Consider the following 17,799-nt stretch of genomic DNA (forward strand, 5'->3'; position numbering starts at 1 on the left):
GGATGAACTGCCGTATCGCGTACGGCAGTTGGGGCGGGGACTAGTCGGCCGCGGGCGCGAGCACCGCCGGCCGCCGGCTGGCGATGACCTTCCGCGCCAGTGCGCGCGGGCTGGTGAGGAAGCCGTAGCCCCACGACATGTGCATCGTGGCGAGCGCGACGGGGATCTGGGCGCGGGCCTTGAGCGGCAGCCCCTTGCCGGCCGGGAGCGAGCCCGCCGCGATGGCCGCCAGATAGCCGGCCGGGACGACGAAGCCCCAGGGCGTGACGGCCGCACCGACGACGACGCCCGCCGCGATGGCGCACACCGCGGTCGGCGGCGCCAGATAGCGCAGGTTGATCGACCCGGCGTGGTAGCGCGCCACGACATGGCGCCACTTGCCGTAGTCCTTGTACTGCTTGGCCAGCGCCTTGATGCTCGGCCGCGGCCGGTACTGCACCTTCAGCTCCGGCGAGAACCAGATCGCGCCGCCCGCCTCGCGGATCCGGAAGTTCAGCTCCCAGTCCTGCGCGCGGATGAACTCCTCGTTGTAGCCGCCCTGTTGCTCCAGTGCCTCGCGCCGGAACACCCCGAGGTAGACGGTGTCGGCGGGCCCCGCCTGGCCGCCGGTGTGGAAGGCGGCGTTGCCCACGCCGATCTTGGAGGTCATCGCGGCGGCGACCGCGTCCTCCCAGGCGTTCTCGCCCTCGGCGTGCATGATGCCGCCGACGTTCTGCGCGCCGGTCTCCTCCAGGAGGCGCACGGCGGTGGCGATGTAGTTCGGCGAGAGCATGCCGTGCCCGTCGACGCGCACCACGACGGGATGCCGGGAGGCCTTGATCGCGGCATTGAGCGCGGCGGGGGTGCGGCCGGTCGGATTGGGGACGGTGTGCACCCGGGCGTCTTCGGCGACCAGCTCGGCGGCGATCTCGTCCGTACGGTCCGTGGACGGGCCGAGAGCGATCACCACCTCCATTTCGCCGGCGTACTCCTGCTCCAGGATGTGCCGGACCGAATTGCGCAGGTGACGTTCCTCATTGAGCACCGGCATGATCACGGAGACGGCCGGGGGCTGCTGCTGCGGCATGGTTCCTCGGGGGTACGGCCCGCGGCGAGCCGCCATGGGGCGGCAGCGCCCGCCGGGAGACTGCGGTATCGCGCCTCACGTTACCGCGAACGGGGGACAGCGGCGGACGTCGGACGGGTGGCCGGACGGCCGGTGCCCGGCGTGTGACGCTTTGCATCCGATCGTATAGGCCTACGGTGTTCCCGCCGGCTTCACCCGACTCGCCGTCCGTCCTGCCGCGGAGGTGTCCCCGTGACCGCCCCGTCCCGCTCGACCCGCCCCACGCAGCGCCGGACCACCGGGCCCACGGGGCGCCGGCACCCGCCGCGCAAGCGCTGGGGGCTGCGGACCAGCACCGTCGCCGCCGCGCTGCTGCTGGGCGCCAGCGGTGTGGGCCACGCCATGGTCACCGGCGTGGAGACGCGGATCGGCCGGGTGGACGCCTTCCGGGGCATGCCGACCGACGAGCGGCCCGGCGGCGGCAGCGGCCTGAACTTCCTGGTCGTCGGCACGGACGGCCGCGACAACCTCACCAAGGACGAGAAGCGGACGTACCACCTGGGCGGGGCGCCCTGTCACTGCACCGACACCCTGATGCTGGTGCACCTGTCCGCCGAGCGGGACCGCGCCAGCATCGTCAGCCTGCCGCGCGACTCCTACGCCGAGGTCCCCGACCACCAGGACGCCGCGACCGGCCGCCGGCACCGCAAGCACGCCGTGAAGCTGAACGCCGCCTACGCGGAGGGCGGCCCCAACCTCACCGTACGGACCGTCGAGCACATGACCGGCGTGCACATCGACCACTACCTGGAGGTCGACTTCACCAGCTTCATGCGGAGCGTGGACGCGGTCGGCGGGGTGGAGATCTGCACCCCGCGCCCGCTCAAGGACAGCTTCACCGGCCTCGACCTGCCCGCCGGCAAGACGCTGCTCGGCGGCGGGCAGGCCCTCCAGTACGTCCGCTCCCGCCATATCGACGCCTCCGCCGACCTCGGCCGCATGCACCGCCAGCAGCGCTTCCTGGCCTCCCTCATCCACAAGATCACCTCCTCCGGCGTCCTGATGAACCCCATCCGCTTCAAGGACGTCGCCGAGACGATGCTGGAGTCCGTCCGCGCCGACTCCGGCTTCGAGGCCAACGACCTGGTCGACCTCGGCCAGGCCATGCGGGGCTTCACCCCGTCCTCGTCGGAGTTCGTCTCCGTCCCCCTGACCAAGGAGAATCTGCGGCTGCCGGGCGGCGGCGAGGCCGTCCGCTGGGACCCGGCGGCGTCCCAGCAGCTCTTCCAGGCCATCCGCGACGACCAGCCGATCGCCAAGCATCCGGGCAAGGACAAGAAGCAGCCGCGGGCCACGGTCGTCGACGTGCCGCCGTCGGCGGTCAAGGTCCATGTCGACAACGGCACCGCCCGGCCCGGCCTCGGCGACACCGTCGCCAAGGCGCTGCGCGCCACCGGCTTCGTCACCGCCGGAGTGCCCGGCACCACGGCACACGGCGCGGCCCCCCGCACGGTCATCGACTACGACCCCCGCTGGAACCGTTCGGCCCGCTCGCTGGCCGCCGCGCTGCCCGGTGCCCAGCTGCGGCCGATGCCGGGGCGCGGCCCGGTGCTCCAGCTGACGGTCGGCGACGACTTCAAGGCGGTGACGCCGGTCAAGGCGGAGCAGCCGCCGCAGACGCCGGGCGGCGTGGGGGCGATCACCGGCGACGAGGCGGTGTGCCCATGACGGTGCCCGCGCCCCGCCGCACCGAGCCCCGGCCGGCCGCCGGCCGGCCGGCCGGTCACCGCTACGGCCCCCGGGCCGGCGCCACCCTCGCCGCCCTGTGTCTGGTCGCCGCCAGCGCGGCCGCCGCCCCGCCGGCGCCCGCCGCGCCGACCGGCTGCGGCGATCTGTCCCAGGGCCGGCTGTGCCTGCACGGCCCCGTGGGCGCGACGGGCAGATACACCACGGCCTACCGGCGGCAGGACGCCGGGCCCGCGTCCCCTTTCCCCGTACGCCTGGGCTACCAGCGCAAGAACGCGAGGATCACCGCCTTCCCCGGCTGGTTCGGCACCCGCCGCCTGCGGCACGGCTCCGCGGCCCTCGGCGGCCGGGTGGAGATGCCGGCGGGCGAATGTATCCGGGGCGTCATGGAGCACGCCAAGACCGTGTTCGTCACCAAGTGGAGCTGCGCCTGACCGCCGGTGGCGGTCCCCCGGTGGCGGTCCCCCGGTGGCGGTCCCCCCGGTCCAGAGCCCCTCGCACCACCCGCGCAAGGAGCACACCATGTGGCAGACAGCAGTACTGGCCGTCTCCCCCACCAGCGTCGCGCTCTTCCTGACGGCCATGACGGCGCTGGCCCTGTCCCTCGCCACCTGGGCCGCCCGCGCCCCCGCCGCCCCCCGCACCACGGCCGCCGCCCTGCTGGCCGGTTGGCTCCTCCTGCTCCTCGTCACGACCCTGTCCCCCACCCAGCCCATCGGTTCCGCCGACGCGACCGTGTGGTGGCGGCCGGGCGAGGGCCTCTTCAGCCCCGGCGCCCAGCCGCCGCCCGAGGAGCTGGCGATGCTGATCCGCCAGCACATCGCCTATGCCGCCCTCTATGTGCCGGGCCCGTTGCTGCTGCGCTTCGCGGCGCCCCGCTGGTCGGCCGCCGCCGCGTTCCTGCTCGGGGTGGGCCTGTGCGTGGCGGTCGAGACGGCCCAGCTGCTGATGCGGGCCGGGCGGATCGCCGATGTCGACGACGTCCTGTGCGCGGCGGCCGGAACGGTGATCGGGGCGGGCCTGGGCCTGCTGGCCCGGCCGGTGGTGGCCAGGGTGGGCGGCGCCGCCGCTAGGCAGCCGGCGCGTCCTCCAGCCGCAGATGCAGCGACTTCAGACCGTGGATGAAGTTGGACACCAGCCGCCGCGGGGGCGCCGCGAGGGACAGCGCGGGCAGCAGGTCGCGGGTCTCCTCGTACAGGACGCGGAGCTGCAGGCGGGCGAGATGGGCGCCGAGGCAGACGTGCGGGCCGTCGCCGAAGGAGACGTGGGGGTTGGGGGTGCGGGCCGGGTCCAGGCGGTGCGGGGCGGCGAAGACGCGTTCGTCGTAGTTGGCGGAGCCGTGGAAGACGACGACCTTGTCGCCGGCGCGGATCGGGCGGCCGGCCAGTTCGGTGTCGTGTGCGGCGGTGCGGCGGAAGCTGAGCACGGGCGGATGCCAGCGCAGCAGCTCCTCCGCACAGGCCGCCGTCGCCACCGTGCCGGTGCGCAGCGCGCGGTACGCGTCCGGGTGCGTGGCCAGGGCCAGCAGCCCGCCGGGGGCCGCGCTGCGGACGGTGTCGTTGCCCGCGATGGTCAGCAGGAAGAAGAACATCTCCAGCTCGGGCGTGGTCAGTTCGGGGTCGGTGGCGAGGACGGTCATGACGTCGTCGCCCGGGTGGCGGCGTTTGTGGGCGGCCAGCTTCCGCGCGAAGGCGAACATGTCCTGGAGCATGGCCGGGGAGCGCGGGTCGGCGGGGCGGCCGTCCGCGCCGGCCGCGGCCGGGCCCGCTTCGTCCGGGTCCTGGTAGCCGATGACGCGCCGGGTCCAGTCGAGGAGCAGCCCGCGCTCGCCGGGCGGGATGCCGAGGAGGTCGGAGAGGTTGAGCAGGGCGTAGTCGTCGGTGACGTGGGTGACGAGGTCGCAGGTGCCGTCCGCGGCCCGCGCCGCCGCGACCGCCGAGGTCAGCAGGGAGCGGGCCCGCTCGCGCACCGCGCCCTCGAAGCGGTCGACCCGGCGCGGGGTGAAGGCGCGGCTGACCAGACGGCGCAGCCGGCCGTGATGCGGAACGTCCTGGTTGAGCATCATGCGGCGGATGAACGGCAGGTCGGCGGGGTCGGGGTCGCGGATCTGGGTGGCGCCCAGATGGGAGGAGAAGGTGCGGGCGTCCTTGAGGACCCGTACGACGTCCTCGTGCCGGGTGACCGCCCAGAAGCCGGGGCCGGCGGGCCAGCCGAGCACCTCGGTCTCTTCCTGCCAGGCGACCGGGTGCCGGTCGCGCAGCAGCCGGTAGGCGGTGTGCGGCAGGCCGTCCGTGTAACGCCGCGGATCGAAGACGTCCGGCACATCCGGTACATCCAGCACATCCGCCGCGTCCATCGCATCCGGCACGTCCGGTATCTCCGGTACGGCCATCAAGCGTGCGGCCGGTCGCCGTCACCGTCGGCGCGCAGAAAGTCCTCCACGGCCCGGATCAGCTCCAGCGGCGTCTCGTCCATGGCGTAGTGCCCGGCCGACGGCAGCTCGACCAGCTCGCTGTTGGCGTACCAGCGCAGCCACGTCTGCCGCGCCAGTTCGGCGTTCAGCGCGGGGTCCAGCGTCCCGGTCACCGCCAGCGCCGGCACCGCCGAGCCCTCGACCTCGGCGGCGAAGCCCTCGGTGGCCCAGGAGTCCAGCCAGGCGCGGAAGGCCTTGGGGTCGCTGCACTCCAGGGAGCGGCGCACCATCCGGTCCAGCCAGGCCGCGGGGCGCTGCCCGCCCGTCGTGAGGTCGAGGATGACCCGCCGGTTGTCCGGGGTGTGGGCCGCGCCGGCGAACAGCTCCCACTGCTCCGGCGGCAGCGGCAGCCCCGAGGCGGGGACCGGGGAGATGCCGACGAGGCGGCGTACCCGCTGCGGCGCCGCGGCCAGCACCCGCTGGATGACGCTGCCGCCCATCGAGTGGCCGATCAGCGAGAACCGGTCCCAGCCCAGCCGGTCGGCGAGCGCCAGCACATCGGCCGCGCCCTCGCCCGTCGAGTAGTCGCCGGCCGTCGTCTTCGCCTCGCCGTAGCCGCGGAGGTCGACCAGCGCATACTGGAAGGTGTCCCGGTCGAGGTCCGGCAGCACCGGATCGAAGGCGGAGCGGTCGGCGAACCAGCCGTGCACCGCGATGACCTTGTGCGTTCCCCGGCCGTGCAGGGCATGGGGCAGGACGAAGGAAGCCACGCTCACTCCAAGAGGTGTGACGGAACGCGTACGGCCGGCCACCGGCGGCCATTCCCGACCAGACTGGCCGTTACCGCCCCGCCCGGCAAGGGCGCCACGGCTCCCTTTGCCGGGACCCGGCCCTACCCCTCGTCCAGGCCCGAGGCCGCCCGCCGCTCCCGCAGCTCCATGATCGCCCGGCGCCGGGCGAGGCGGTGGGTGCGGCGGATCTGGGCCTCCTGATAGCGGCGCTTGTCGCGCTCGGTCTCCGGGAGCACCGGCGGCACCCGGCGCGGCTTGCCCTGTTCGTCGACGGCGGCGAAGACGAGGTAGGCGGAGCCGACCTGCTGGGCCGGGGTGGATTCGTTCCAGCGCTCGGCCAGGACCCGTACGCCGACCTCGATGGAGGAGCGGCCGGTCCAGTTCACCTGGGCCTTCACATGCACCAGGTCGCCCACCCGGACCGGCTCCAGAAAGGCCATCTCGTCCATCGAGGCCGTCACCGCGGGGCCGCCGGAGTGCCGGCCGGCCACCGCGCCCGCCGCGTCGTCGACGAGTTTCATGATCACGCCACCGTGCACCGTCCCCAGGAGATTGGTGTCGGCCGCGGTCATGATGTGCGACAGCGTCGTACGGGAGACGGAAGTGGGCTTGCCCGCGAGCTCGCCCTCCTGGCTGTTGGTGACGAGTTCGGTCATGGGGCCAGCCTAAGCGGGGGGCCGCCGCACGGGCCCGGGGCCGTACGTGACGCCCGTCTCGTGACGGCTCTCTCGGTACGTGACGCTCGTCTCCCGGGCGCCGCCGGAAACCATCCGGAATGGTTGCCTCCGCTAGCCGCGCCGGAATGGTCACGGCCCCGTGCGGTATGGGCCGGAAGGGCCCTGTCGCTTTGCATCAGGTCTGCAACAGCCCTGGCCCGATCCGGCACCCGCCCTATTGGGCGGTCCCTCTTGGCGTGCACACTGCCGGGTATGAATGAGTGGCCCAATGGGTGGTCCGGGGACCAGAACGGCAACCGGTACGGACGCGGCAGCAACAGCGCCGATCCGGAGGGTGCGCGTGCCATGCGGCAGGTGCGGCCCGGTACAGGGTCCGGCTACCCCCGCAGCGAACCCCCGCAGACGCCCCCGCGCCGCGGCTCCGTGCCGCAGCAGTCCCAGGGCTACGACGGCTACGACGACTACGACAGCGGCTACAACACCGGCCAGGTCTACGGCGGCGGTGGCGGCCGCGGCGGCGACGGCTATGACGACGGCCCGTACGACCACGGCGGCGCCCGGCCGCGCGCCAACTGGGGCCGCCGCATCAAGTGGACCGTCCTGACCCTGGTCGTGGTGCTGGCCGTCACCTCCGTCGCCACCTACTTCTGGGCCGACGGCAAGCTGCGCCGCAAGGTGGACCTGAGCAAGGTCATCGACCGGCCGGAGGCCGGGGACGGCACGAACTACCTGATCGTGGGCTCGGACAGCCGCGAGGGCATGACCTCCGAGCAGAAGAAGAAACTGCACACGGGCTCCGCCGAGGGCAAGCGCACCGACTCGATGATGATCCTGCACGACGGCTCCAACGGCCCGACGCTGATCTCCCTTCCGCGCGACTCGGACGTCGAGATACCCACCTTCGTCGGCTCGGACTCCGGCAAGAAGTACCCGGGCACCGGCCGGCACACCAAGCTGAACGCGGCCTACGCCGAGGACGGCCCCGAGCTGCTGGTGCGCACCGTCGAGTACAACACCAAGCTGCACATCGACCACTACGTCGAGATCGGCTTCGCCGGCTTCGCCAACATCGTCGACTCGATCGGCGGGGTCGAGATGGACATCCCCAAGGCGTTCAAGGACAAGTGGTCGGGCGCCGACTTCCCCGCGGGCAAGCAGACCCTCAACGGCCAGCAGGCCCTCGCCTTCGTCCGCACCCGGCACGCCTTCGCCGGCAGCGACCTGGACCGTACGAAGAACCAGCAGAAGTTCCTGGGCACGCTGGCCGGTCAGGTCGCGACCCCGAGCACGGTCCTCAACCCCTTCAAGCTCTACCCGACCATGAGCGCCGGCCTGGACACCCTCATCGTCGACAAGGACATGAGCCTGTGGGACCTGGGCCAGATGTTCTTCGCGATGAAGGGCGTCATGGGCGGTGACGGCAAGTCGCTGAACATGCCGATCAACGGCTCCACCGGCGGCAACCTGGTCTGGGACAAGGCCAAGCTGCAGCAGCTGGTGCAGCAGCTGAACAACGACGAGAAGGTCACGGTCAGCGGCAACTGACCGGCGGCGGCAACCGAACGCCGAAGGGCCCGTACCGCTGCGGTACGGGCCCTTCGGCGTTGCGCTGCCCGATGGCGGGCGTGTGACGCGTCCTACGGAAGGTTCCTCGCCATCACGATCCGCTGGACCTGGTTCGTGCCCTCATAGATCTGCGTGATCTTGGCGTCGCGCATCATCCGCTCGACCGGGTAGTCGCGGGTGTAGCCGTAGCCGCCGAGGAGCTGGACGGCGTCCGTGGTGATCTCCATGGCGGCGTCCGAGGCGTAGCACTTGGCGGCGGCGCCGAAGAAGGTGAGGTCCTCGTCCTTGCCGCCGGCCGAGATGCGCTCGGACTTGGCGGCCGCGGCGTAGGTCAGCTGGCGGGCCGCCTCCACCTTCATGGCCATGTCGGCCAGCATGAACTGCACGCCCTGGAAGTCACCGATCGGCTTGCCGAACTGCTTGCGCTCCTGGACGTAGCCCTTGGCGTAGTCCAGGGCGCCCTGGGCGATGCCGAGCGCCTGGGCCGCGATGGTGATGCGGGTGTGGTCCAGGGTCTTCATGGCGGTGGCGAAGCCGGTGCCCTCGGCGCCGATCATGCGGTCGGCGGGGATGCGGACGTTGTCGAGGTAGACCTCGCGGGTCGGCGAGCCCTTGATGCCGAGCTTCTTCTCCGGGGCGCCGAAGGAGACGCCCTCGTCGCCCTTCTCGACGACGAAGGCCGAGATGCCCTTGGAGCGCTTCTCGGGGTCGGTGACGGCCATGACCGTGTAGTACTCGGAGACGCCGGCGTTGGTGATCCAGCGCTTGACGCCGTTGAGCACCCAGAAGTCACCGTCGCGTACGGCCTTGGTCTTCATACCGGCCGCGTCCGAGCCCGCGTCCGGCTCGCTCAGGCAGTACGAGAACATCGCGTCGCCCTTGGCGAGCGGGCCCAGGTACTTCTTCTTCAGCTCCTCGGAGCCGGAGAGGATCACCGGGAGGGAGCCGAGCTTGTTGACGGCCGGGATGAGGGAGGAGGAGGCGCAGACCCGCGCGACCTCTTCGATGACGATGACGGTGGCCAGCGCGTCGGCACCGGCACCGCCGTAGGCCTCCGGTACGTGCACGGCGTGCAGGTCGTTGGCGACCAGCGCGTCCAGCGCCTCCTGGGGGAAGCGCGCTTCCTCGTCCACCGCGGCCGCGAACGGCGCGATCTTCGCCTCGGCGAGCGCACGGACCGACTCGCGGAGCATGTCGTGCTCCTCCGAGGGCCGGTACAGATCGAAATCAGCGGTTCCCGCCAAGGTTTCTCACTCCCCTGTGAGCTGATGCTAACTACCGTTAAGTAACCCGTTACATCTTCGGATTCTAGGCCTCCGTCGGGGCTACGGATACGTGAGGTTCCCGACAGCTTCCTGGTGAGGGCGCACGACCGGGTCCGGGCGCGGGGGTCGCGACTATGCTCGGTCAGCACCATTTCCCCCGGAAGCGTCTGGAGCAGCATCCATGGCCCTCAAGATCACCGTGATCGGCACCGGATACCTCGGTGCCACCCACGCCGCCGCCATGGCCGAGCTGGGTTTCGAGGTGCTGGGCCTGGACGTGGTGCCGGAGAAGATCGAGATGCTCCAGCGCGGCCGGGTCCCGATGTACGAGCCGGGGCTGGAGGAGCTGCTGCGCCGGCATGTCGCCGGGATCGAGGGGGCCAGCGGGCGGCTGCGCTTCACGACCTCGTACGAAGAGGCCGCGGCCTTCGGTGATGTGCACTTCGTGTGCGTGAACACTCCGCAGAAGCACGGTGAGTACGCGTGCGACATGTCGTATGTGGAGAGCGCCTTCGATGCGCTGGCGCCGCATCTGACCCGGCCCGCGCTCGTCGTCGGCAAGTCGACGGTGCCGGTGGGCAGCGCGGCCCGGCTCGCGGTGCGGCTTGCGGAGCGGGCCCCGGCCGGGGAGGCCGCCGAGCTGGCCTGGAACCCGGAGTTCCTGCGCGAGGGGTTCGCCGTCCAGGACACCCTGCACCCGGACCGGATCGTGGCGGGCGTGGCCAGCGAGCGGGCCGAGGAGCTGCTGCGGCAGGTGTACGCCACGCCCATCGGCGAGGGGTCGCCGTTCGTGGTGATGGACTACCCGACCGCCGAGCTGGTGAAGACCTCCGCGAATTCGTTCCTGGCGACGAAGATCTCGTTCATCAACGCCATGGCGGAGGTGTGCGAGGCGGCCGACGGCGATGTGGTGAAGCTGGCCGAGGCCATCGGGTACGACGAGCGGATCGGGAAGAAGTTCCTGCGGGCCGGGATCGGCTTCGGCGGCGGGTGTCTGCCGAAGGACATCCGGGCGTTCATGGCACGCGCGGGTGAGCTGGGCGCGGACCAGGCGCTGACCTTCCTGCGCGAGGTCGACTCGATCAACATGCGGCGCCGCGGCCATATGGTCGAGCTGACCCGGGACGCGGTGGGCGGCGGCTTCCTGGGCAAGCGGGTCGCCGTGCTGGGGGCCACCTTCAAGCCGGACTCGGACGACGTACGGGATTCGCCGGCGCTGAATGTCGCGGGGCAGATCCATCTCCAGGGCGGCCAGGTGACGGTGTACGACCCGAAGGGGATGGAGAACGCGCGGCGGCTCTTCCCGACCCTGGCGTATGCGGACAGCGCGCTGGAGGCGGTGCGGGGCGCCGATGTGGTGCTGCACCTGACGGAGTGGAGCGAGTTCCGCGAGCTGGATCCGGCGGCGCTGGGGGATGTGGCGTCCGAGCGCCGCATTCTGGACGGGCGCAACGCCCTCGACCCGGAGCTGTGGCGGAAGGCCGGCTGGACGTACCGGGCGCTGGGCCGCCCCCAGGCGTAGCCCTCCCCCAGGCCTGGCCCTCGCCCTACAAGAACTCCCTCTACAAGGACTCCCTTACGAGGACTCCGCGCGTCGGGCGCGGTAGGTCCGCATCTTCGCCCGGCTGCCGCAGACCGCCATGGTGCACCAGCGGCTGCGGCCGGCCGGGCTCTTGTCGTAGAAGACCCAGCGGCAGTCATGGGCCTCACAGGCCTTGAGCCGGGTCCAGGTGCCGTCGGCGGCCGCGGTGGCGATACCGGCGGCTATCCGGGCGGTCAGGTGGGCGGCGCCGCGGAGCGCGGCGGCCGGGCGCAGCGCCGCGCCGCCGTCGGCGCCGACGGACAGGACCAGCGGCGCGCCGGCCAGCAGCCGGTCCAGCGTCGCGGTGGTGCCGGCGGCCACCTCGGCGCGGGTCGTATGGGCCGTGCAGACCGCGCGCAGCGCCTCCCGCAGCTCCCGCAGCTGGTCCGGAGCGGCCGCCACATCCCTCCGCCCCAGGGCGTTCTCTGGCACGCCATGGGCGCGCAGGAAGGCCGCCGTGCCGCCTTCCGCCGCCAGCGCGTCCTCGCCCGTTTCGACGTCGAGGGTGTTCACCAGGTCCTGCACCAGAAGCAGGGCATCCGGGGCCGTTCGGTCGCTCACCCTTGCCACGTTACCGGTGGACCGCCATGATGCAGTAACGAAGTTACCGGTTGATGCGATGAGGAGGTAACGCCATGGCTCTGATCGAACTCGGCGTCACGGTGCTGGACTGTCCCGACCCGCGGGCGCTCGCCGACTTCTACGCCGAGATGCTCGGCTGGCGGGTGATCGAGGACCCGGACGCACCGGACTGGGTCGAGGTCGCGGGCCCCGGCGGCCGGACGCTCGCCTTCCAGGAGGTGGCGAGCGGCTACCGGGCACCGCGCTGGCCCGGCCAGGAGCAGCCGCAGCAGCTCCATCTCGACTTCGATGTCCGCCTCGCCGATATCGACGAGGCGGAGGCCAAGGTCATCAGGCTGGGCGCGACGCTGGTCCAGCCCGATGACGGCAAGCGGGACTTCCGGGTCTATCTGGATCCGGCGGGGCACCCCTTCTGCCTCTGCATGAAGTGAGTGGCGCGGCCGCCCGGCGCGGTCACCTCCGTGGCCCGTCCAGCCGCTCGATGGTGGCGGTGGACGGCACCCGGCGGCCCCGTACCGCGCGCGCGACGAGCTCCGCGCCGCGCACCGCCCGTAGCGCATTGCCCCAGGTCAGAGCGGCCAGATCGCGGAACGACCAGCCCCGGTCGATGAGTTCGGCGAGCACCAGCGGATAGCCCGCGACGTCCGGGACCGGGCTGCGGTGCGTACTGGCCGGATCGGTGTCGAAGCCGGCGCCGAGGCCGACGTGATCGGGTCCGGCCACCGTCCGGATGTGGTCGAGGTGGTCGGCGACGTCCTGGACGGAGGCGGGGACGCTGCCCTGCGTGAGGTGTTCCGGGGTGAAGGTGACCATGCAGACCCCGCCGTTGTGGGGCAGCAGCGTGAGCACCTCGTCGGGGACGTTCCGGGCGTGGCAGGCGACCGCGCGGGCCGCCGTATGGCACAGCAGCACCGGGGACTTGGTGATCTCAAGGGTGTGCCGCATGGTGTCGGCGGAGCACCAGGAGAGGTCGATGAGCATGCCGAGGCGGTTCATCTCGCGCACCACCTCCTCGCCGAACAGCGTCAGCCCGCGGGCCTGCGGCGCGTCGGTGGCGGAGTCCGCCCAGGGGGTGTTGCGGTCGGCGGTGAGCGCCAGGGAGCGTACGCCGAGCTGGTAGAAGGACCGCAGGATGCCCAGCGAGCTGTCGATGGCGTGACCGCCGGCGGAGCCGAGCAGCGAGGCTATCCGGCCGTGGTTGCGGGCCTCGGTCATATCGTCCGCGGACAGCGCGAGGTGCAGCGCGTCGGGGTAGGTGCGGACCAGTGCGTGCACGAAGTCGATCTGTTCGAGCGTCGCGCCGACGGCCGCGTCGCCGGTCAGCTCGGTCGGCACCTGCAGGGACCAGAACTGGCCGCCGACGCCGCCGGCCCGCAGCCGCGGGATGTCGGTGCGGACGCCGGTCTCGCCGTAGTCGAGGTCGAAGCGGTGGCCGGGGGTCAGGTCGTGGCCGGTGCGCTGGCGCAGTTCCCAGGGCAGGCCGTTGCAGCCGTCGACGACGGGGTGCGTGGCGAGCAGGGCGCGGGCGCGGGCCAGCGGGCCGCGCAGAGCGAGCGGCAGCGGGCCGCCGGACTCGGCCCCGGCATCGGGGTCGGGGACGGCATCGGGGTCGGCGTCGGGGTCCAGGACGTCGGATATCTCCGGGACGCCGGTGGGGTCGGTCAGCTCGGCAGGGGCGAGATCGGCCATGGCGTTCTTCCTGGAGGGAGGGCCGCGCGCCGGCCCTCCTTGCGGAGCGGCAGGCGGGCGGCGGGCGGACGGTGGTGACGCCACCGTCGCACGCGGCCCCGTACGGTTCGCGGTGAGCGATGCGTACGGGTTATGCACCCCGCGTCGTGGTCGACCGGGGCAGGAGCCGTTGTGGGTTGCGGAAGGGGGTGCCCTGGTTGCCCGCTCGGCGCCGGCCGGGCCGGGCCGGTCAGCCGTCCAGTTGCTCGATCGTCGCGTGGGAGGGACCGCGCCGGCCCTGCTCCTCGCGCGCCACGTCCTCGGCGGCGCGCAGCACCCGCACCGCGTTCTGCCAGGTGAGCTTGGCGAGGTCGGCCGTGGACCACTTGCGGTCCAGCAGCTCGGCGAGGAGGTTCGGGTAGCCGGCGACATCGGCCAGGTCGGCGGGGGTGAAGGCGGTGCCGTCGTAGTCGCCGCCGATGCCGAGGTGGTCGATGCCCGCGACCTCACGCATATGGTCGAGGTGGTCGGCGATGGTGGCGGCGGTGGCCATCGGGCGCGGGTGGGCGGCCTCGAAGGCCCGCTGGACCGTCATGCCCGCCTCGGTGGTGTCGAGGTGGTGCAGACCGTGCGCGCGCATGTTCTCGTCGGCGCGCCGGGTCCATTCCACCGCGGCCGGCAGCACGAACTTCGGCACGAAGGTGGCCATCGCGACGCCGCCGTTGGCGGGCAGCTGGGCCAGGACGTCGTCGGGGATGTTGCGCGGGTGGTCGCAGACGGCACGCGCGGAGGAGTGCGAGAAGATCACCGGCGCCCGGCTGACCCGCAGCGCGTCGCGCATGGTCGTGGCGGCGACATGGGAGAGGTCGACGAGCATGCCGAGGCGGTTCATCTCGCGCACCACCTCCTCGCCGAAGGCGCTGAGCCCGCCGGCCCGCGGTTCGTCGGTCGCCGAGTCGGCCCATGCCAGCGAGTCGTTGTGGGTGAGCGTCATATAGCGCACGCCCAGCTCATGGAGCGCGCGCAGCGTGGCGAGGGAGTTGTTGATGGAGTGGCCGCCCTCGGCGCCCATCAGGGACGCGATCCGGCCCTGTGCGCGGGCCGCCTCCATATCGCCGGAGGTGTGCGCCGCCCGCAGGTCGTCGGGGTAGCGGGCGATCAGCTGCCGTACGACGTCGATCTGTTCGAGGGTGGCGCTGACGGCGTTGTCGCCCGCGTAGTCGGACCGTACGTAGACGGACCAGAACTGGGCGCCGACGCCGCCGGCCCGCAGCCGCGGGATGTCCGTGTGCAGATGGGCGGACTGGTCACCGGCGATATCGCGGCGGTCGAGGTCGTAGCGGACCTGTTCGCGCAGCGCCCAGGGCAGGTCGTTGTGGCCGTCGACGACGGGCCACCGGGCGAGCAGGTCCCGTACGTCGTCCCGGGACGTGGTCACTTGCCGCCGCCGAAGCCGAAGCCGTTGGGGGTCGCGACCTTGTTGCGCAGCCGCTTGCCCTTCTCGGTGGCCTGGTCGTTCAGCTCCTGCTGGAACTCCCGCATACGGCCGAGGAGTTCGGGGTCGTGGGCGGCGAGGATCCGGGCGGCGAGCAGTCCGGCGTTACGGGCGCCGCCGACCGAGACCGTGGCGACCGGCACCCCGGCGGGCATCTGGACGATGGACAGGAGGGAGTCCATGCCGTCCAGGTACTTCAGCGGGACGGGGACGCCGATGACCGGCAGCGGGGTGACCGAAGCGAGCATCCCCGGGAGGTGGGCGGCTCCCCCGGCGCCCGCGATGATCGCCTTCAGACCGCGCTCGGCGGCCTCCTCGCCGTACGCGATCATCTCGCGCGGCATCCGGTGCGCCGAGACGACATCGACCTCGTAGGGGATCTCGAACTCGGCGAGGGCCTGGGCGGCGGCCTCCATGACGGGCCAGTCGGAGTCGGAGCCCATGACGACGCCGACCTGGGGTGCTGAAGAGCTGGAGGTCATTCGGTGATCGTTCCTCGCAGATAGCCGGCGGCGTGCGCGGCGCGCTCGCGCACGTCGGCCAGATCGTCGCCGTAGGTGTTGACGTGACCGACCTTGCGGCCGGGCTTCACGTCCTTGCCGTACATATGGATCTTCAGCTGGGGATCGCGTGCCATGCAATGCAGATACGCCGCATACATGTCGGGATAGTCGCCGCCGAGGACATTGGCCATCACCGTCCAGGTGGCGCGCGGGCGCGGATCACCCAGCGGGAGGTCGAGTACGGCACGGACGTGGTTGGCGAACTGCGAGGTGATCGCGCCGTCCTGGGTCCAGTGGCCGGAGTTGTGCGGGCGCATCGCGAGTTCGTTGACGAGGATCGCGGGCTCGCCGTCGGCGTCCCTGACCTCGAACAGCTCGACCGCGAGATGGCCGGTGACATCGAGCTCGTCGGCGATGCGCAGGGCGAGCTGCTGGGCGCGCGCCGCGAGGGAGGCGGACAGTCCGGGCGCCGGGGCGATCACGGTGTCGCAGACGCCGTCGACCTGGATCGACTCCACGACGGGGTAGGCGACGGCCTGGCCGTGCGGCGAGCGGACGACGTTGGCGGCCAGTTCCCGGACGAAATCGACCTTCTCCTCGGCCAGAACGGGCACTCCCGCGCGGAACGGCTCGGCCGCCTCCTTGGAGGATCGCACGAGCCAGACTCCCTTGCCGTCATACCCCCCTCGGACCGTCTTGAGGATCACCGGAAAGCCCTCGCCCTCCTCGGCGAACCGCACCACGTCCTCGGGACCGGAGACGATGCGGTGACGCGGACAGGGCGCACCGATCGCGTCCAGCTTCGCGCGCATCACCCCCTTGTCCTGGGCGTGCACCAGCGCCTCGGGTCCGGGGCGTACGGGAATGCCGTCGGCCTCCAGTGCCCGCAAGTGCTCCGTGGGCACATGCTCATGATCGAACGTGATCACATCGCAGCCGCGGGCGAAGGCGCGCAGGGTCTCCAGGTCGCGGTAGTCGCCGATGACGACGTCGCTCACCACCTGGGCCGCCGAGTCCTGCGGAGTGTCACTGAGGAGCTTGAACTTGATGCCGAGGGGGATACCCGCCTCGTGGGTCATACGGGCGAGCTGACCGCCGCCGACCATGCCGACTACCGGGAACGTCACGCTCCCCAGGGTATCCGCACATCAGCTCTGCCCCGACCCCTTCTTGGATGATCCTCCGAATACAGACGTCCGAGAATCACCTCGGAAGACCGGCCGGCGAAGATCGGCCCGGTCGCGGGACGGCGGTGCCGGGATCGGCGAGGCTGGGGCCGGACGGGCCCGGAGACCTGCCGGGGCCGCGAGCGGCGAGAAGAAGGAGAGTCCGGATGGGGACCGGTGGCATAGCGAGGAACTCCCGGCTGCTGGTGATCGGCGTCGCGATCGTCACACTGCTGATCGCGGTCCATTCCGTCATCAGCCAGCTGTCCGGGCCGAAGGTCTACGGCCCGGACAGCACCGAGATATCCGTCGAGGCCGGCGAGCGCTTCGAGATACGGGTCGCGGACGGCGCCGCCGACGGCTTCCGCTGGGTCATCGCCGCCCCGCGTCCCGATCCGGCCGTTCTCAAGCCCGCCGGAAATCACCTCGAAACGGACGAGCCGGCGCCCTCCGGCAAGGGCGGCACCCGCTACTTCGACTTCGAGGCGGTCGGCGCGGGCCGCACGGATCTGCGGCTGGTGCACTGCCGGCGGTGCACCGGCGGGGACGCCGGCGCGGGCGGCGCGGACGGCGGCCGCAGCATCGATTTCCGTATCACGGTCGGCTGAAGTGCACCGGGCCCGCGGGCGTTGGGTGCCGGAGTCGACAGGCGGCGGGCATCGCCTGGTACCCGTGGTTAGCATGAGGGAGCGGACCAGGGTTGACGGCCGCCGACATCCGCCCACGACGGGAGCTGAACGATCACCATGAGTGAACGGAGCGCGCTGCGGTCGAGGCTTCAGGCGCTCACCCGGGAAGTGGTGAAGTTCGGGGCGGTCGGCGGCGCCGGTGTCGTCGTGAACTTCGTGGTGTTCAACCTCGTACGGCAACTGACCGAGATCCCCGTCGTCCGGGCCAGCATCGTCGCCACGGTCGTGGCCACCGGCACCAACTACCTCGGTTACCGCTACTTCACCTACCGCGACCGGGACAAGCAGGGCCGCACCAAGGAGCTCACGCTCTTCCTGCTGTTCAGCGTGGTCGGTCTGGTCATCGAGAACGGCCTGCTCTACGCCGCGACGTACGGCTTCGGCTGGGACAGCCCGCTGCAGAGCAACATCTTCAAGTTCGTCGGCATCGGCGTCGCGACGCTCTTCCGCTTCTGGTCGTACCGCACCTGGGTGTTCCGGACGCTGCCCGCCAGGGAGGCCGTGGAGACCGCGGAGTCCTTCCTCACCGACGGCGTCGGCGGCCCGGAGAGCGTCGGCGGCCCGGCGCGGGCCGCCCGCAGCGGCGCCCACAAGTAGCGGCGCCCACAAGG

18 protein-coding genes are annotated in these 17,799 nt (G+C 71.9%); 8 read left to right on the plus strand and 10 right to left on the minus strand.

Features of this window, described 5'->3' with window-relative positions; all coding sequences use genetic code 11:
• Positions 1-40: 40 nt before the first annotated feature.
• On the minus strand, positions 41-1,066 hold the full coding sequence (locus AC5677_RS15035) for a glycosyltransferase family 2 protein (RefSeq protein ID WP_497195544.1): 1,026 nt from the start codon (positions 1,064-1,066) through the stop codon (positions 41-43).
• Positions 1,067-1,297: 231 nt separating this feature from the next.
• On the opposite strand from AC5677_RS15035, the gene AC5677_RS15040 reads away from it, so the two are divergent.
• From AC5677_RS15040 to AC5677_RS15050, 3 genes are all read left to right on the plus strand, one after another.
• Entirely contained in the window at positions 1,298-2,773 is a 1,476-nt protein-coding gene (locus AC5677_RS15040; protein ID WP_497195545.1) for an LCP family protein, read from the plus strand.
• Positions 2,770-3,225, plus strand: coding sequence for a hypothetical protein (locus tag AC5677_RS15045; protein ID WP_497195546.1), 456 nt, complete (start codon positions 2,770-2,772; stop codon positions 3,223-3,225). Before AC5677_RS15040 ends, AC5677_RS15045 begins: the two co-directional genes overlap by 4 nt.
• 88 nt (positions 3,226-3,313) lie before the next feature.
• Positions 3,314-3,916 (plus strand): VanZ family protein, encoded by a 603-nt coding sequence (locus tag AC5677_RS15050; RefSeq protein WP_497195547.1) that lies wholly within the window; start codon positions 3,314-3,316, stop codon positions 3,914-3,916.
• Here the strand turns inward: AC5677_RS15050 and AC5677_RS15055 are convergent.
• The 3 genes from AC5677_RS15055 to AC5677_RS15065 all read right to left on the minus strand — a co-directional run bounded on the left by AC5677_RS15055 (position 3,861) and on the right by AC5677_RS15065 (position 6,651).
• Positions 3,861-5,147, minus strand: coding sequence for a cytochrome P450 (locus tag AC5677_RS15055; protein ID WP_497196629.1), 1,287 nt, complete (start codon positions 5,145-5,147; stop codon positions 3,861-3,863). The genes AC5677_RS15050 and AC5677_RS15055 overlap by 56 nt on opposite strands.
• A 35-nt stretch (positions 5,148-5,182) precedes the next feature.
• Positions 5,183-5,974, minus strand: a complete 792-nt coding sequence (locus AC5677_RS15060) for an alpha/beta fold hydrolase (protein ID WP_497195548.1) — start codon at positions 5,972-5,974, stop codon at positions 5,183-5,185.
• A gap of 122 nt (positions 5,975-6,096) precedes the next feature.
• Entirely contained in the window at positions 6,097-6,651 is a 555-nt protein-coding gene (locus AC5677_RS15065; RefSeq protein ID WP_497195549.1) for an acyl-CoA thioesterase, read from the minus strand.
• A gap of 273 nt (positions 6,652-6,924) precedes the next feature.
• Here AC5677_RS15065 and AC5677_RS15070 point away from each other — a divergent pair, with 273 nt between their 5' ends.
• Entirely contained in the window at positions 6,925-8,217 is a 1,293-nt protein-coding gene (locus tag AC5677_RS15070) for an LCP family protein (RefSeq protein WP_497195550.1), read from the plus strand.
• Between the two features lie 92 nt (positions 8,218-8,309).
• Here AC5677_RS15070 and AC5677_RS15075 read toward each other — a convergent pair whose 3' ends face one another.
• Positions 8,310-9,482, minus strand: a complete 1,173-nt coding sequence (locus AC5677_RS15075; protein ID WP_497195551.1) for an acyl-CoA dehydrogenase family protein — start codon at positions 9,480-9,482, stop codon at positions 8,310-8,312.
• Positions 9,483-9,684: 202 nt separating this feature from the next.
• Here AC5677_RS15075 and AC5677_RS15080 point away from each other — a divergent pair, with 202 nt between their 5' ends.
• Positions 9,685-11,025, plus strand: coding sequence for a UDP-glucose dehydrogenase family protein (locus AC5677_RS15080; protein WP_497195552.1), 1,341 nt, complete (start codon positions 9,685-9,687; stop codon positions 11,023-11,025).
• A 54-nt stretch (positions 11,026-11,079) separates the two neighbouring features.
• Here AC5677_RS15080 and AC5677_RS15085 read toward each other — a convergent pair whose 3' ends face one another.
• The gene (locus AC5677_RS15085) at positions 11,080-11,646 is read right to left on the minus strand and encodes a CGNR zinc finger domain-containing protein (RefSeq protein WP_497195553.1); all 567 of its coding nucleotides are present in this window, start codon (positions 11,644-11,646) and stop codon (positions 11,080-11,082) included.
• A 74-nt stretch (positions 11,647-11,720) separates the two neighbouring features.
• Between AC5677_RS15085 and AC5677_RS15090 the strand changes: the two genes are divergently transcribed.
• A complete protein-coding gene (locus AC5677_RS15090) occupies positions 11,721-12,098 on the plus strand; it encodes a VOC family protein (RefSeq protein WP_497195554.1) in 378 nt (125 codons plus the stop codon).
• Positions 12,099-12,120: 22 nt separating this feature from the next.
• Here the strand turns inward: AC5677_RS15090 and AC5677_RS15095 are convergent, their stop codons facing one another.
• From AC5677_RS15095 to AC5677_RS15110, 4 genes are all read right to left on the minus strand, one after another.
• Positions 12,121-13,215, minus strand: a complete 1,095-nt coding sequence (locus AC5677_RS15095) for a dipeptidase (protein ID WP_497196630.1) — start codon at positions 13,213-13,215, stop codon at positions 12,121-12,123.
• Between the two features lie 370 nt (positions 13,216-13,585).
• Positions 13,586-14,773, minus strand: a complete 1,188-nt coding sequence (locus AC5677_RS15100) for a dipeptidase (RefSeq protein WP_497195555.1) — start codon at positions 14,771-14,773, stop codon at positions 13,586-13,588.
• Positions 14,770-15,312: a 5-(carboxyamino)imidazole ribonucleotide mutase gene (gene purE / locus AC5677_RS15105; protein WP_497195556.1), complete on the minus strand. Its 543-nt coding sequence runs from the start codon at positions 15,310-15,312 to the stop codon at positions 14,770-14,772. Before purE ends, AC5677_RS15100 begins: the two co-directional genes overlap by 4 nt.
• Entirely contained in the window at positions 15,309-16,460 is a 1,152-nt protein-coding gene (locus AC5677_RS15110) for a 5-(carboxyamino)imidazole ribonucleotide synthase (protein WP_497195557.1), read from the minus strand. Before AC5677_RS15110 ends, purE begins: the two co-directional genes overlap by 4 nt.
• Positions 16,461-16,666: 206 nt before the next feature.
• Between AC5677_RS15110 and AC5677_RS15115 the strand changes: the two genes are divergently transcribed.
• Both AC5677_RS15115 and AC5677_RS15120 read left to right on the plus strand, forming a co-directional pair.
• Positions 16,667-17,107: a protease inhibitor I42 family protein gene (locus AC5677_RS15115; RefSeq protein WP_497195558.1), complete on the plus strand. Its 441-nt coding sequence runs from the start codon at positions 16,667-16,669 to the stop codon at positions 17,105-17,107.
• 138 nt (positions 17,108-17,245) lie between these two features.
• Positions 17,246-17,785, plus strand: coding sequence for a GtrA family protein (locus tag AC5677_RS15120; RefSeq protein ID WP_497195559.1), 540 nt, complete (start codon positions 17,246-17,248; stop codon positions 17,783-17,785).
• The last annotated feature ends 14 nt before the right edge of the window (positions 17,786-17,799 follow it).

It is taken from the genome of Streptomyces sp. JLSY215 (genome assembly GCF_059682825.1).

What these genes read in the sequence shown, in the direction of transcription:
- AC5677_RS15035 (WP_497195544.1), bottom strand. Translation starts at nt 1,066, where the DNA reads ATGCCGCAGCAGCAGCCCCCGGCCGTCTCCGTGATCATGCCGGTGCTC.
- AC5677_RS15045 (WP_497195546.1), top strand. Translation starts at nt 2,770, where the DNA reads ATGACGGTGCCCGCGCCCCGCCGCACCGAGCCCCGGCCGGCCGCCGGC.
- AC5677_RS15050 (WP_497195547.1), top strand. Translation starts at nt 3,314, where the DNA reads ATGTGGCAGACAGCAGTACTGGCCGTCTCCCCCACCAGCGTCGCGCTC.
- AC5677_RS15055 (WP_497196629.1), bottom strand. Translation starts at nt 5,147, where the DNA reads ATGGACGCGGCGGATGTGCTGGATGTACCGGATGTGCCGGACGTCTTC.
- AC5677_RS15065 (WP_497195549.1), bottom strand. Translation starts at nt 6,651, where the DNA reads ATGACCGAACTCGTCACCAACAGCCAGGAGGGCGAGCTCGCGGGCAAG.
- AC5677_RS15070 (WP_497195550.1), top strand. Translation starts at nt 6,925, where the DNA reads ATGAATGAGTGGCCCAATGGGTGGTCCGGGGACCAGAACGGCAACCGG.
- AC5677_RS15080 (WP_497195552.1), top strand. Translation starts at nt 9,685, where the DNA reads ATGGCCCTCAAGATCACCGTGATCGGCACCGGATACCTCGGTGCCACC.
- AC5677_RS15090 (WP_497195554.1), top strand. Translation starts at nt 11,721, where the DNA reads ATGGCTCTGATCGAACTCGGCGTCACGGTGCTGGACTGTCCCGACCCG.
- purE (WP_497195556.1), bottom strand. Translation starts at nt 15,312, where the DNA reads ATGACCTCCAGCTCTTCAGCACCCCAGGTCGGCGTCGTCATGGGCTCC.
- AC5677_RS15115 (WP_497195558.1), top strand. Translation starts at nt 16,667, where the DNA reads ATGGGGACCGGTGGCATAGCGAGGAACTCCCGGCTGCTGGTGATCGGC.
- AC5677_RS15120 (WP_497195559.1), top strand. Translation starts at nt 17,246, where the DNA reads ATGAGTGAACGGAGCGCGCTGCGGTCGAGGCTTCAGGCGCTCACCCGG.